Raw genomic sequence first — 13,389 nt, 5'->3', positions numbered from 1 at the left:
TCGGGTTCAGGCCGCGCGGCGGACCGGCGTCGCGGCGACGCCGAGACGGTCGAGCACGCCGCCGAGCCGGGCGGTCACGGAGCGCTCCGCGGTCTCGAGGACCTCGCGGCTCCGTGAGCGGTCCATCGGGTTGAGACCCATCGCGCGGATGTCGTCGGCGCCGGCCGAGATCGTCGCGACGCGCGCCCCGGCGGCCCGCAGGCGGCGGACCTCGCGCGCGCCGTGCGCCGCCGCGGCGGCGCGCACGGCGCCGAAGACGGCGATGTCCGCGAGCGGGCCGCGCTCCCGCGTCGCGAACGGCGAGAGGACGACGACGATGTCGCAGCCGGCGCCGACGAGCTCGCCGGCGTTCGCGAACGAGTGGACGCCCCCGTCGACGTAGCGGCGCTCGCCGATCTGCACCGGGCGGTAGTAGCCCGGGACGGCGCACGACGCGACGACCGCGTCGGCGAGCGGGGCCCGCGGGGCGCCGGGCCGGCCGAAGGTGACGAGCTCGCCGCTGCGCATGTCGCAGGCGTGGAGCCACAGCTCGGTCCGCGTCGGCCAGCCGTCGCGGCACGCCTCGTGCGTGAGGCCGCGGATCTCGTCGGCGGACCGCAGGCCGCGCGGGACGAGCCCCGACAGCGAGACGAGCCGCCGTCGCACGTCGCGCGCGAGCAGGCCCTCGGCGACGAGGCCGAGAGAGGCGGGGAGCGGCACCGCGCGACCCTCCCGGCTCCGGTCGCGCGTCGCGGCGGCGATCGCGGCGTCGAGCGCCTCGGGCTCCTCGGCGTAGCGCAGGAGCCCGGCCGGGTCGTGGCCGGCGGCGAGGACGGTCCCCGCGATCGCGCCGGCCGACGTGCCGCTCACGATGTCGGCGCGCGCGGGGTCCCAGCCCGTGCGCGCGTGGATCGCACGCAGGGCGCCCGCGAGCCACGCGATGCCGGTGATGCCGCCCGCGCCGAGGACGATCCCGACCTTCGGTCGGGCGGGGAGGGGCGCGGGTCCGGTCACGGGGCGAGGTAGCCCCGCGCCGGACGCGCGGTTACCCGCCGGTCCCCGGTCGGGGGGGGGGGCTCTCAGCGGCGCCCGGCCCCGGCGCAGTCCCGGTCGAGGCGGTCGGCGTGCCGGGGCGAGATGACGTCGCGGCCCGGGCCGCAGACGAGCTCGTCGTCCTCGCGGTCGGCGCCCGGCCGCAGGCGGTCGTCGTCGATCCCGCCCGAGAGATGGTCCTCGCCGTCGCCGCCGGAGAGGTGGTCGTCGCCCTGGCTCCCGAAGAGGCGGTCGTCGCCTTCGCTGCCGAACACGCGGTCGTCGCCGTTCTGGCCGCTCGCGCGGTCGTCGTCCTCCTGGCCGGAGAGCCGGTCGTTCCCGTCGCCGCCCTGGAGGTCGTCGTCGTCCTCGTCGCCCTGGAGGTCGTCGTCGTCCTCGTCGCCCTGGAGGTCGTCGTCGCCGTCGCCGCCGAGGAGCGTGTCCTCGCCCGCGCCGCCGCCGAGCTCGTCGCTGCCGTCGTCGCCGCGGAGCTTGTCGCTGCCGGCGTCGCCGTAGATCGTGTCGTCCCCCTGATTGCCGCCGACGAGGTCGTCGCCGTCGCCACCGCCGATGAGGTCGTCGCCCGGCCCGCCGCTGATCACGTCGCTGCCGGTGAGACCGGCGATCGTGTCGTTCCCGGGCCCGCCGACGATGCGGTCGTCGCCGGGCGTGCCGACGATGAAGAAGCCGCCGCCGGGCAGCGGGGCGCAGGTGACGCCGACGGAGTTGCCGGGCGGGCAGGACGTCGTCGGCGGCGAGGAGACGGCGAGCGGCGCCGGTGGCGTCGGCGCGGGGGGCGCCGCGAGGACCTGCACGGCGGCGCTCACCGCCTGCGTCGCGCCGGCGAGGTTCGTCGAGGTGACCCGGCAGCGGTGGGGGCCGGCGGCGGTCGGGACGTACGTCGCGCCGGTCGCGCCCGGGATCGGCGTGCCGTCGCGCTCCCACGCGTACGTGAGGGAGCCGGGGGGACGGTGCACGAAGCCCTCGGGCGAGTCGGGGGCCCATGAGCCCGCCGAGCAGCTCAGCGTCTGCCCCTCGACCGGCGCCCCGGAGATGACCGGCGGGGCGGTGCTCACGGGTTCGCGCAGCAGCGTGATCTGCCCCACGAAGTCCTGGTTCGAGGCGACGTCGGTGACGGGTCCCGCTCCGTCAGCGGGTGCGCGGCGAATCGTGTCGTCCGTGAACGGCTCGGACCAGAACAGCTCGTCGGTGGCCGGGTCGTAGGCGAGGGCGTAGGCGTTGCGGGCGATCGCGGTCGTCACGGGACCCGAGCCGTCGAGCGGAGCGGTGAGGATCGTGTCCGTCCCCTGGTCGGACCAGAAGAGGCGCCCGCCCGCGCGGTCCACCGCGATCCGGGCGGGAGAGCCTGCGTACAGCAGCGCAGCCGGGCCGCCGCCGACGCCGGTCGTCCGGACGCCTCCCGCGGCGAGGTAGAAGCGGCCGGCCGTCGCGTCGAGCGTCACCCCGCGGGGCGTGTCGGGAGAGGTCGCGAAGATCGACGGCGCTCCTCCCCCGAGCGGGGCCGCGCCGAAGGAGCCGGTGAGAGCCTCGGCCCAGACCACGCGGTCGCGGGGCGCATCGACGGCGAGGCCCTGCGGACCGCCGCCCGTGGCCGTGAGGACCGTCGGCGTGCCGCCTCCGCCGAGCGGGGCCGTGAGCACGACGTCCGACAAGGCGTCGTCCCAGACGAGCCGCTCCCGCGCGATGTCGATGTCGAGCCCCCACGGAGAGCCCAGGCCGCCGTAGAGGTCGGTGACCGCGCCGCTGTCGAGATCGATCGACCGGACGATCCCGCCGAAAGCGAGCTCGGAGGCGTAGAGCCGGTCGTCGGACTGCGCGACGGGCGCGGTGACGCCGAAGGCGATGACGACGGCGATGACGGCAGCGACGGGCGTGCGCACCGGGGCTCCCTTCCCACGATGGGTGACGCAGTTCGCGCAAGCCTAGCCGCGTCGCGCGCTTCCGGGGGATTCTCTCGCTCAACTCCGCGAGCGCGGTGCCGATCACCGGACGGACCGGGAGTCATCCCTCCCTCCGTCCCCCGGTCGACATCCCTCCACCGATGCTCTTCACGACCCGTGTCCGGGCCGTCGTCCTCGCGATGGTCCCGTTCGCCCTCGCCCTGCTCACGCTCGGGCCCGTCGTCGCGTTCGCGGCTCCGGGAGACCCGGCGAAGGGCGAGGACGTGCCGCTCGACCTCCCGGTCGAGAACGGGCCGACGCAGCTCGACACCGTCGGCAGCGGCGGGGGCGGGCTCGTCCGCACGATCGTCGGCCTCGCGATCGTCATCGGCGTCATCTACGGCCTCTCGTGGGTGCTGCGGCAGATGAAGTCCGCCAAGGAGGAGCGCACGACCGGGACGGGCCTGCGCCCGGCGGCGACGATCGCGCTCGGCCCGAACCGCTCGCTCCATCTCGTCCACGCCGGCCGCGAGCTCGTGCTCGTCGGCGTCGCCGAGCACGGCGTCACGCCGATCCGCACGTACTCCGAGGAGGAGGCGCGCGAGCTCGGCCTCATCGACGACGAGGACGACGACGCGACGCCGCCCACCCGCGGCGGGCTGTTCGGCGGCGCCGGTCTCACGGCCGGCGGGGGCTCCGGCACGACGCGCGGTCAGCAGGTCATCGAGGCGCTGCGGCGCAGGACGGTCCGGTGATGACGGAGGACGGGTCGGGGACCGTCCAGCTCCTCCTGCTCGTCGGAGCGATCACGCTCGTCCCGGCGCTGCTCTTCACCGTCACCGGGTTCACCCGGATCCTCATCGTCCTCGGCTTCATCCGGACCGGTCTCGGCACGCCGACCGCGCCGCCGAACCAGGTTCTCGTCGGGATCGCCCTCTTCCTCACGCTCTTCGTCATGGCGCCGACGTTCTCCCAGATCAAGGAGGACGCGATCGACCCGCTCACGGAGAACCGCATCAGCCAGTCGGAGGCGTTCGAGCGCGGTCAGCAGCCGCTGCGCGAGTTCATGTTCCAGCAGACGCGGACGAACGACCTCGCGCTCTTCGTGAAGCTCGCGGACATGGACCGGCCCGAGACGCGGGCCGACGTCCCCACCCACGTCCTCATCCCCGCGTTCATCATCAGCGAGCTGAAGACGGCGTTCCAGATCGGCTTCCTCATCTTCCTGCCGTTCCTCGTCATCGACCTCGTCGTCAGCGCGACGCTCATGTCGATGGGCATGATCATGCTGCCACCGGTCTTCATCAGCCTGCCGTTCAAGATCCTGCTCTTCGTCCTCGTCGACGGCTGGCACCTCATCACCCAATCGCTCGTCCAGAGCTTCCTCTGAGGGGGACCGCGTGGATCAGGACGTCATCGTCAGCCTCTCGACGCAGGCGCTGGAGCTCACGCTGAAGATCGCGCTCCCGCTGCTCCTCGTCGGGCTCCTCGCGGGCCTCGTCGTCTCCGTCTTCCAGGCGGTGACGCAGATCCAGGAGCAGACGCTCTCCTTCATCCCGAAGATCCTCGCGATGGCGGCGGTGATGGTCATCGCCGGCCCGTGGATGCTCAACCAGCTCCTCGTCTACACCTCCGAGCTGTGGGGCCAGATCCCCGCGCTCACCGGCGCCTGAGCCTGGCCCCGCGGGAGCACGGATGGCGCCCCTCGAGGACCTCACCGTCGAGCAGCTCATCGCCGAGATCGGCCAGCAGCAGGTCGTCGCCTTCTTCCTCGTCCTCGCCCGCGTCTCGCCGCTCTTCCTCCTCGCGCCGCTCTTCAGCTCGCAGAACGTCCCCGCGCGCGTGCGCGGCATCGTCGCCGTCGCCCTCGCGATCGGCCTCGCGCCCGTCATCGGCAGCACCGCCGACATCTCGCTCGACGCCTGGAACCTCGGCGGCCTGATCGGCAAGGAGATCCTCGTCGGGGCCGGCTTCGCGTTCGCGCTCGCGGCGTTCTTCGCGGCGCTCCAGGTCGCCGGGGCGTTCCTCGACACGCTCATCGGCTTCGCCTACGGCGGTCTCATCGACCCGGTCACCGGCAACCAGTCGTCGGTGCTCGCGCGGATCTACGCGCTCGTCGGCGTCCTCGTCTTCATCGCGATCGGGGGCGACGCGTGGGTCATCCAGGGCATCGCGAAGACCTACGAGCTCGTGCCGATCGACGGATACCCGAGCCTCCCCGCCCTCGTCGCCGGCGCCGACCGCGTGTTCGTCGGGATCTTCTCGGCGGCGATCCAGGTCGCCGGGCCCGTCGTCCTCGCGCTCATCCTCACCGACGCGGCCTTCGGCGTCGTCTCGCGCGTCGTCCCGCAGCTCAACGTCTTCGCCGTCGGCTTCCCGGCGAAGGTCGTCGTCGGGCTCATCCTCTTCGGCGTCTCCCTGCCGTTCGTCGTCTCGTGGTTCGGCGACGAGCTGCAGGCGTCGGTCGCCGCGGCCCTGCGGACCCTGCAGCTCGAGGGGGGGTGAGACGTGGCGAAGAGCGGCGGCGACAAGACCGAGAAGGCGACACCGAAGAAGCGCCAGGAGGCCCGCGAGAAGGGCCAGGTCGCGAAGTCGACGGATCTCTCGGGCGCGCTCATCCTCCTCGCGGGCGTCCTCGCCCTCGGGGCGGCGGGCCCCGGGATCGTCGATCGCATGGCCGACGTGATGCGCACGTCGCTCACGAGCATCACGCGCTTCGAGGAGGTCGACCGGGAGGGCGTCGGGTCGATCGTGCTCGACGCCGGGGCCGCGGCCCTGCTCAGCGTGGCGCCGATCGCGCTCGCCTGCGGGGTCACCGCGTTCTTCGTCGGGATCATCCAGGTCGGCCCGCAGCCGATGCCGAAGGCCATCAAGCCCGATCCCAAGCGGATGAACCCGATGCAGGGCTTCAAGAACATCTTCGGGCCCAACGCGGTCTTCGAGGGCTTCAAGTCGATCTCGAAGGTCGCGATCGTCGGGGCCATCGTCATGGCCGCCGTCGCGCCGAAGCTCACCGAGCTCGGGGCGCTCGTGGGGATCGAGCCCATCCAGCTCGCGACCGCGCTGTCCGGCGAGGTCAAGGCGATCGCGCTGCGGGCCGGCGCCGCCTACCTGCTCATCGGCTTCGTCGACCTCGCGTGGCGCCGCTACCAGCACGAGAAGCAGCTGAAGATGGACAAGCAGGAGGTCAAGGAGGAGCAGAAGGGCCAGGCGCTCCCCGCCGAGGTCCGCTCGCAGATCCGGCGCCGCCAGATCGAGGCGTCCCGGTCGCGCATGATGGGCGCGGTGCCCGACGCGGACGTCGTCCTCACGAACCCCACGCACTACTCGGTCGCGCTGAAGTACCACCCCGGGCTCGCCGCGCCGGAGGTCGTCGCGAAGGGCCAGAACCTCGTCGCCCTCCGCATCCGCGAGATCGCGGCCGAGAACGACGTCCCGGTCGTGCCGAACCCGCCGCTCGCCCGCGCCCTGTACTCGGGCGTCGAGATCGGCCAGCAGATCCCGGAGGAGTTCTACGCCGCGGTGGCCGAGGTGCTGGCGTACGTGTATCGCACCGCCCAGCGCCGGCCGGTCCCGGCCTGAGTCCGGGAGCCCCGACGCCGCCCGCGACCACGGCGCGCGCCGTCAGCGCAGCAGGCGGTCGAGCGCCAGCCGGAAGCCGTCGAGCAGCGGCGAGGTGAGCGCGTCGTCGGGGCCGAGGTTCCGCTCCCCGTCGCCGGTGATGACCGTCGCGCACGGGCCCGCAGGGTCGACGAGCCACAGCTCGCTCGCACCGTGAGCGAGGTAGCGAGCGCGCTTCGTGGTGCGGTCGTACCGCGTCGTCGCCGGGGAGAGGACCTCGACGACGAGGTCCGCGACCGGCAGGGGCAGCGGAGTGTCGATCGTCACCCCGCGCGCGGGCGCGTACCACGCGACGTCGGGGCGGAAGACCGTGTCGATCCCGGCATCGGTGTCGAGATCGATGACGACGGTGCCGCCCTCGTCGCCGCGGGCGTCGCTCCACGCGAGGAGGGACGACGCGATTCGCAGGACGACGGCCTGGTGCGGGAGTCCCGCCGAGTTCATCGTGACGAGCTCACCGTCGAGCAGCTCGAAGCGCAGGCCCGGCGGCGCCTCGTCGAGCGCGACGAACTCCGCGGTGTTGAAGCGTGCGGCGACGTGCATGGGGAAGGTCATCGTAGGTCGGCTCCCGAGGGGTGTCCACACCTCCATGAGGGCGCGCCCGGCGAGTCTCGTCCCCTCAACATCCGTCCGCCGATGCCGATGTAGAGGCAGACCGGGGCGGTCCCCCTCCAACCGCCCGGGCGACCCGTTGGCATTCCTCCTCCAGCGCATCACGAAGTACTCCGACCTCGTCGCCGCCGGCGTCGTGGTCCTCGTCGTGGTCATGATGATCGTGCCGCTGCCCCAGGCGGTCCTCGATCTCGCGATCACGCTGAACATCTCGATGGCGCTCGCCATCGTCGTCGCGACGCTCTACATCCCGCGCGCGCTCGACTTCGCGGCGTTCCCGTCGCTCCTCCTCCTCACGACGCTCTTCCGCCTCGCGATCAACGTGAGCGTCACCCGCATGATCCTCCTCGAGGGGGACGGCGGCGAGGTGGTCGAGGCGTTCGGCACGTTCGTCGTCGGCGGCAACGTCGTCGTCGGCCTCGTCATCTTCCTCGTGCTCGTCGTCATCCAGTTCGTCGTCGTGACGAACGGCGCCGGCCGCGTCGCCGAGGTCGGCGCGCGGTTCACGCTCGACGCGATGCCCGGCAAGCAGATGGCGATCGACGCCGACCTCAACGCCGGCCTCATCACCGAGGAGGACGCGAAGCGCCGCCGCGACGACATCTCGAAGGAGGCGGACTTCTACGGGTCGATGGACGGCGCCTCGAAGTTCGTCAAGGGCGACGCGATCGCCGCCGTCCTCATCACGCTCATCAACCTCGTGGGCGGCATCGTCGTCGGCGTCGTCCAGCTCGGGATGCCGTTCGGCGAGGCCGCCCAGCACTTCTCGCTCCTCACGGTCGGTGACGGCCTCGCCGCCCAGATCCCCGCGCTCCTCATCTCGGTGGCCACGGGCATCATCGTCACGCGCGCCGCCTCGGACCACGACCTCGGCACCGACATCGCCGGGCAGCTCACCGCGCAGTCGAAGGCGCCGATGGTCGCCGGCGCGGTCATCTGCTCGTTCGCGCTCGTCCCAGGTCTCCCGAAGATCCCGTTCCTCGTCATCGGCTCGGTCTTCTTCTTCGCCGGCCGCGCGCTCATGAAGTCCGACGGCGTGAAGGCCGAGGAGGAGGCGCGCGCCGCGACCGAGCAGGCCGCGCTCGAGGCGTCCGCACAGGCGAGCCCGCGCGACCAGGCGCTCGACGCGATCGGCATCGACGCCCTCGAGCTCTGCATCGGCTTCGGCCTCGTCCCGCTCGTGAGCAGCGAGGCGGGGTCGGGCGGCGCCCTCCTCCAGCGCGTCGGCGCGGTCCGCCGGCAGATCGCCTCGGAGGTCGGGACGATCATCCCGTCGGTCCGCATCCACGACGAGGTCGGCCTCGCCTCGCACGAGTACGTCATGAAGGTGCGCGGCTCGGTCGTCGGCCGCGGTCGCATCACGCCCGGCCACCAGCTCGCCCTCGACCCTGGCGACGCCGTCGGCACCGTCGACGGCATCAAGACGACGGAGCCCGCCTTCGGCCTCCCCGCGGTGTGGATCCCCGACGCGGCACGCGCCGAGGCCGAGGCGCTCGGCTACACGGTCGTCGATGCCGAGTCGGTCATCGTCACGCACCTCACCGAGACGATCCGCCGCCACGTCGCCGAGCTCCTCACGCGACAGGACACGCGCGCGCTCCTCGATCGGCTCAAGGAGTCGAACGCCGCGGTCGTCGACGAGGTCGTCCCCGAGCTCCTGTCGGTCGGCGAGGTCCAGCGCGTCCTCCAGGCGCTGCTGCGCGAAGGCGTGTCCATCCGCGACCTCGGCGCGATCCTCGAGGCGGCGGGCGACCGCTCGCGGCTCACCCGCGACCCGGACCTCCTCGCCGAGTACGCCCGCCAGGCGCTCGGCCGCACGATCGTCGCCCCCTACCTCGACGAGGAGCAGCGGCTGCGCGCGATCGCGCTCGACCCCATGCTCGAGCAGGAGGTCTCGGAGGCGATCGCGCAGACCGCCGACGGCGAGTACCTCGCGATGGACCCCAACCGGGCGGCCGATCTCGTCGCCCGGCTCGGAGATCAGGTGGAGGCGGCGGTCGCCCGGGGCCGCAAGCCCGTCCTCCTCTGCAGCTCGCGCGTGCGCCGCCACCTGCGGCGGCTCAGCGAGCAGGCGCTGCCGCAGCTGTCGGTGTGCGCGTACAACGAGATCGCACCCGGGATCAGCGTCGAGACGATCGGAGTGGTGAGCGCATGAGCGCGAACGGAGTGAAGACCTACAGGGGGCGCGGGCTCGACGAGCTCCTCCCGAAGATCCGCGCGGAGCTCGGGGAGGACGCCGTCATCCTCGCCCAGCGCGAGGACGCCGAGGGCGGCGTCGGCGGCTTCTTCGCCCGCCGGATGATCGAGGTCGACGCCCGGCCCGCGGCGTCGCGGATCGACGTCCAGGCGGACGAGCCGGCGCTGCCGGGCGACACGGAGACGTGGGCCGAGCCGGAGAGCTGGGCCGAGCCCGAGCCGCCGGCGGAGCCGGAGCTGTGGGCCGGCCGCCCCCTCCCCGCCGAACAGGATTCCTCCGTCCACATGGCCGCGGAGGAATCCGGTTCGACGGTTGAGCGCGGGGCCGCCGCCGACAGCTTCGAGGAGCACCTGCGCACGCTCCTGCGCGCGCCGGCGCCCGCGCCGGCGCACCGGCCGTCGGTCGCCCCGCAGGTCCCGGAGATCCCGCAGCCCGAGCCCGAGGCGCGCGCCGCCGAGACCGCGGAGTCCGCGCCGCCCGTCGGCGACGCCGAGGGTGCCGTGCAGGAGCCGTCCTTCCACGAGCCGGGGCCTGCCGCGCCGGTCGCGGACGAGGTGGTGGCGGAGCCGCGGCCTGCCGCGCCGGTCGTGGATGACGTGGTGCCGGAGCCGCGGCCTGCCGCGCCGGTCGTGGACGAGGTGGTGCCGGAGGCGCAGCACGACGAGCCCGTCGTCGACGAGGTGGTGCCGGAGCCGGAGTTCGCCGCGCCCGTCGCGGACGAGGTGATGCCGGAGCCGCCGCACGCCGAGCCCGAGCTCGCAGAGCCCGAGCCCGAGACGGTCGAGCCCGTCGCCGAGCCCGAGCCCGCCGTCGCCGAGCCGGCCGCCACCGCACCTGAGCCCGAGGAGCCCACCGCGCCCGAGCCTGCCGCCGTCGAGGAGGCCGCGCTCGTGCCGCCCGTCGAGGCGGGCCTCGTCCCGGCGCCACCGGCCGCCGAGGTCCTCCCCGCGGGACGTGTGCAGGACCCCGAGGCCGTCGCCCTGCGGGACGCGCTCGTCGACGTCGGCGTCGGCACGCAGCTCGCCGAGGCGCTCGTCGACGAGACCGTCACCCATCTCGCCCCGCTCGCCAAGGACCCGAGCCTCGTCCCGCTCGTGCGCCGGGCGCTCGCCGCCCGCATCCCGACGCACGCGGTCCGCGGCCGCGTCGTCGGCTTCGTCGGCCCGGGCGGCGCGGGCAAGACGCGCTGCGTCGCCCGCCTCGCGACCGCCTACGCCCGTCGCTCGCCGCTCCCGGTCGCGTGCGTCTCGCTGCGGCCGCACGACGGCGGCGCCGAGCTGCGCGAGCTGCTCTCGCCCGTCGGCGTCGCGATCCACGCCGAGCACGACGCGGCCGTCGCCGCCCGCAAGGTCGCCGAGCTGCGCGAGGAGTCGATCGTGCTCATCGACACGCCGGGGGTGAGCCCCCGCGCCGAGGCCGAGCTGCGCGTCCTCGCGGCCGAGCTGGCGCAGCTCCACGCGGACGAGATCCATCTCGTCATGCCCGCGACGATCGGGCCGCGTGCGGCACGCGACCTCCTCGAGGGGACGCAGGCCCTCGGGACGGCCGCGATCGCGATGACCCACGCCGACGAGACCGATGCGCTCGGCACCGTCGTCGACCTCGCGATCGAGACCCGCACCCCGCTCTCCTTCGTCGCCCGCGGCCGCAGCGTCGATGCCGGCATGCGGCCCGCGGACCCCACCGAGATCGCCGAGGGGCTGATCGCATGAGCTGGGGGACCCGCGGACCGGCGGTCGGCGCGCGCGTCGCACTCGTCGTGGGTCGGAACCGTCGCCTCGAGGCGACGGTCGACGACCGCGGGTCCGGCTGGTTCGACATCGACGTCGAGCCGGGCTCCCAGACCGTCGTCGGCGACGACGTCCGCGCCACTCTCGAGTTCGCCGGCGCGGACGGCATGGGCCACGTGCGCGGCCGTCTCGTGCGCACGCCCGTCCCCGGCATGTACCGGTTCACGCACACGGCGCCGATGACCGTCGAGCGCCGGCCGGAGTTCGTCCGCGCCCACGTCGCCGCCCCGCTCGTCATCCGCCGGATCGCACCGGACGCGATCGCTCGTCGCGCGGTGACGACCGACGTCACCGGCGGCGGGATGATCGTCCGGGGGATCCCGGACGCGGCGCCCGGCCGCCTCTACACGTTCGAGCTCGAGCTGCCGGGGACGCCCCTCGTCGAGGGCCAGTTCCGCATCCAGCAGGTCGAGGGCGAGTTCGCGACCGTCGTCTTCACGGTGATCAGCGCGACCGACCGCGCGCTCGTCGTGCGCTACGCCGCCGATCACCGCGTCCACCGCGGGAGCGTCGCCTAGATGGCGCGGCGGCGTCGCAAGAAGGACGAGGCGGCCGAGCCGGACACCAGCGCCGGCCTCAAGCTCAGCGACCACCCGCGCGCGCAGCGCTCGATCGGCGCGGTGAAGGGCTGGGGCGGCCTCGCCGGCTTCGCTCTCGGCACGCTGCTCGCGCTCCGCACCAACCTGCCTCTCGCCGACGCGACCCTCCGCGGCCTGCTCGTCGGCATCGGCGCCTACTTCGCCGCCTGGGCCGCCGCCGTCGTCGTCTGGCGCCAGCTCGCTCGCGCCGAGCTCGACGAGATGCGGCGCTTCATCCTCGAGGCCGCGGAGGCCGCCGAAGCGGAGGCCGAGGCCCGCCGGGCCGTCGACGCCGCCGCGGCGGCCGCCGCCCATCAGGAGACCGCGTGACCACGACCCCGAGCGCGACGACGATCGTCGCCATCCTCCCGACCTCGCAGACCGATGCCCTCGCCTGCCTCGAGAGCATCGCGGGCCTCGGCGAGCAGCCGGCCCACGACGTCGTCCTCGCCGACGTCTCCGGCGGCGTGCTCGACGAGCTCCTCCGGCGCGTCGAGGGCGACGTCGCCGTCGTCCGCGCCAGCCGGCGGGGCGGCGTCGCGGGCGCCCTCTCCGCAGCGCTCCCCCGCGTGGGCACGCCGCATCTCGCCGTCCTCCCCGACGGGGGCTGCGTCGCGCCGGGCTGGCTCGCCGCGCTGCACGGCGAGGTCTCCGGCGACCCGCATCTCGCCATCGCGACGGCCGTCCGCGCCGAGGACCCCGCGGTCCCGCCGGTCGCCGCCCCCGCCTTCGCGGCGCGGACCGACGCGCTGCGCGAGGCCGCCGAGGCGGGCCTGCTCCGCGCCCCCGACGGGCACGTCGTCGCCGCCGCGGTCGCGGCGCTCGCCCCCGACGGCGCCTTGCGCGTCGTCCCCGGCGCCGTCGTCTCGCGTCCCGGCCCGGGTGCGGCCGCCGCCCGCGGCGGCTGGAAGTACGGCTCCGATCCGGAGCTGTCGATCGTCATCCCGACGCTCGACGCGACCGGCGATCGGCTGCGGGGCTGCGTGCGTGCGCTCCAGGAGCACACCGACGCCGCCCACGAGGTCATCATCGTCGACAACGGGTCGCCCCCGCAGGGCTTCACGGCCCCGGTGAACGCCGGTCTGCGCGCCGCGCGCGGCCGCTTCATGGTCGTCTGCAACGACGACGTCGAGGTCCTGCCCGGCTGGTGGCCGCCGCTGCGCGAGGCCCTCACCGACTCCGCGCGGCCGGCCGAGGTCGCGTTCCCCCTCACCGTCGACGGGGCGATGCGCGAGGACTTCGCGGCGTGGTGCTTCGCGCTGCGCGCGGACACCATCGACCGCTTCGGCGTCACCCCCGGGGAGTTCCTCGATCCGCGGCTGCGCATCTGGTTCCAGGACACCGACCTCCTCGTCCGGCTCCGGGCCGCGGGGACGCCGCCTGTCCTCGTGCGGTCGAGTCGCGTCCGCCACGGCCTCAGCGAGACCGTCGGGACCGCGGACCCGTCGCTGCGCGCCTGGATCGACGCGCAGATCGTGCGCGACAAGGCGACCTTCGAGTCGCTGCACGGCGACGGCATCGCCGGCGCGGCCCGCTGAACGGCGCGCGTCTCCGCGCGCGTCGCCGGGGGCGTCCAGAAACGTCCAGTCCCCGGGGAGGACCTCTCAAGTCCCCCGCTGAGAGGCCGACGACTCCGTCTGCAGAAGGAGTGCCATGGAGGCGCTCCGGGACAGATCAAA

13 protein-coding genes are annotated in these 13,389 nt (G+C 74.2%); 10 read left to right on the top strand and 3 right to left on the bottom strand.

Annotation, left to right across the window (positions count from 1 at the left end; genetic code table 11):
* Positions 1 to 6: 6 nt before the first annotated feature.
* Together ACME2J_RS06370 and ACME2J_RS06365 are read right to left on the bottom strand one after the other, a co-directional pair.
* The gene (locus ACME2J_RS06370; RefSeq protein WP_495544047.1) at positions 7 to 993 is read right to left on the bottom strand and encodes a patatin-like phospholipase family protein; all 987 of its coding nucleotides are present in this window, start codon (positions 991 to 993) and stop codon (positions 7 to 9) included.
* Positions 994 to 1,058: 65 nt separating this feature from the next.
* On the bottom strand, positions 1,059 to 2,912 hold the full coding sequence (locus ACME2J_RS06365; protein ID WP_495544046.1) for a hypothetical protein: 1,854 nt from the start codon (positions 2,910 to 2,912) through the stop codon (positions 1,059 to 1,061).
* A 161-nt stretch (positions 2,913 to 3,073) separates the two neighbouring features.
* Between ACME2J_RS06365 and ACME2J_RS06360 the strand changes: the two genes are divergently transcribed.
* Genes ACME2J_RS06360 through flhB form a run of 5 tightly spaced genes read left to right on the top strand, consistent with a single transcriptional unit; the run spans position 3,074 to position 6,494 of the window.
* Positions 3,074 to 3,667: a FliO/MopB family protein gene (locus ACME2J_RS06360; protein ID WP_495544045.1), complete on the top strand. Its 594-nt coding sequence runs from the start codon at positions 3,074 to 3,076 to the stop codon at positions 3,665 to 3,667.
* A complete protein-coding gene (fliP, locus tag ACME2J_RS06355; RefSeq protein ID WP_495544044.1) occupies positions 3,667 to 4,302 on the top strand; it encodes a flagellar type III secretion system pore protein FliP in 636 nt (211 codons plus the stop codon). The genes ACME2J_RS06360 and fliP overlap by 1 nt, the downstream gene beginning before the upstream one ends.
* A 10-nt stretch (positions 4,303 to 4,312) precedes the next feature.
* The gene (fliQ, locus tag ACME2J_RS06350) at positions 4,313 to 4,585 is read left to right on the top strand and encodes a flagellar biosynthesis protein FliQ (protein ID WP_495544043.1); all 273 of its coding nucleotides are present in this window, start codon (positions 4,313 to 4,315) and stop codon (positions 4,583 to 4,585) included.
* Positions 4,586 to 4,607: 22 nt separating this feature from the next.
* Positions 4,608 to 5,417: a flagellar biosynthetic protein FliR gene (gene fliR, locus ACME2J_RS06345; protein WP_495544042.1), complete on the top strand. Its 810-nt coding sequence runs from the start codon at positions 4,608 to 4,610 to the stop codon at positions 5,415 to 5,417.
* Positions 5,418 to 5,420: 3 nt separating this feature from the next.
* Positions 5,421 to 6,494 (top strand): flagellar biosynthesis protein FlhB, encoded by a 1,074-nt coding sequence (gene flhB / locus ACME2J_RS06340; protein ID WP_495544041.1) that lies wholly within the window; start codon positions 5,421 to 5,423, stop codon positions 6,492 to 6,494.
* Between the two features lie 42 nt (positions 6,495 to 6,536).
* Here flhB and ACME2J_RS06335 read toward each other — a convergent pair whose 3' ends face one another.
* Positions 6,537 to 7,076 (bottom strand): Uma2 family endonuclease, encoded by a 540-nt coding sequence (locus tag ACME2J_RS06335; RefSeq protein WP_495544040.1) that lies wholly within the window; start codon positions 7,074 to 7,076, stop codon positions 6,537 to 6,539.
* A 148-nt stretch (positions 7,077 to 7,224) separates the two neighbouring features.
* Between ACME2J_RS06335 and flhA the strand changes: the two genes are divergently transcribed.
* The 5 genes from flhA to ACME2J_RS06310 are packed head-to-tail and all read left to right on the top strand — an operon-like array spanning position 7,225 to position 13,248.
* On the top strand, positions 7,225 to 9,300 hold the full coding sequence (gene flhA / locus ACME2J_RS06330) for a flagellar biosynthesis protein FlhA (RefSeq protein ID WP_495544039.1): 2,076 nt from the start codon (positions 7,225 to 7,227) through the stop codon (positions 9,298 to 9,300).
* Positions 9,297 to 11,054, top strand: coding sequence for a flagellar biosynthesis protein FlhF (locus tag ACME2J_RS06325; protein WP_495544038.1), 1,758 nt, complete (start codon positions 9,297 to 9,299; stop codon positions 11,052 to 11,054). Before flhA ends, ACME2J_RS06325 begins: the two co-directional genes overlap by 4 nt.
* On the top strand, positions 11,051 to 11,650 hold the full coding sequence (locus ACME2J_RS06320; RefSeq protein ID WP_495544037.1) for a hypothetical protein: 600 nt from the start codon (positions 11,051 to 11,053) through the stop codon (positions 11,648 to 11,650). Before ACME2J_RS06325 ends, ACME2J_RS06320 begins: the two co-directional genes overlap by 4 nt.
* On the top strand, positions 11,651 to 12,040 hold the full coding sequence (locus ACME2J_RS06315) for a hypothetical protein (protein ID WP_495544036.1): 390 nt from the start codon (positions 11,651 to 11,653) through the stop codon (positions 12,038 to 12,040).
* Entirely contained in the window at positions 12,037 to 13,248 is a 1,212-nt protein-coding gene (locus ACME2J_RS06310) for a glycosyltransferase family 2 protein (RefSeq protein WP_495544035.1), read from the top strand. The genes ACME2J_RS06315 and ACME2J_RS06310 overlap by 4 nt, the downstream gene beginning before the upstream one ends.
* Positions 13,249 to 13,389 lie beyond the last annotated feature (141 nt).

This window comes from Paraconexibacter sp. (assembly GCF_059438195.1).
Note: the sequence above shows the minus strand (reverse complement) of the source record. Positions and strands in the feature narration are given on the sequence as shown.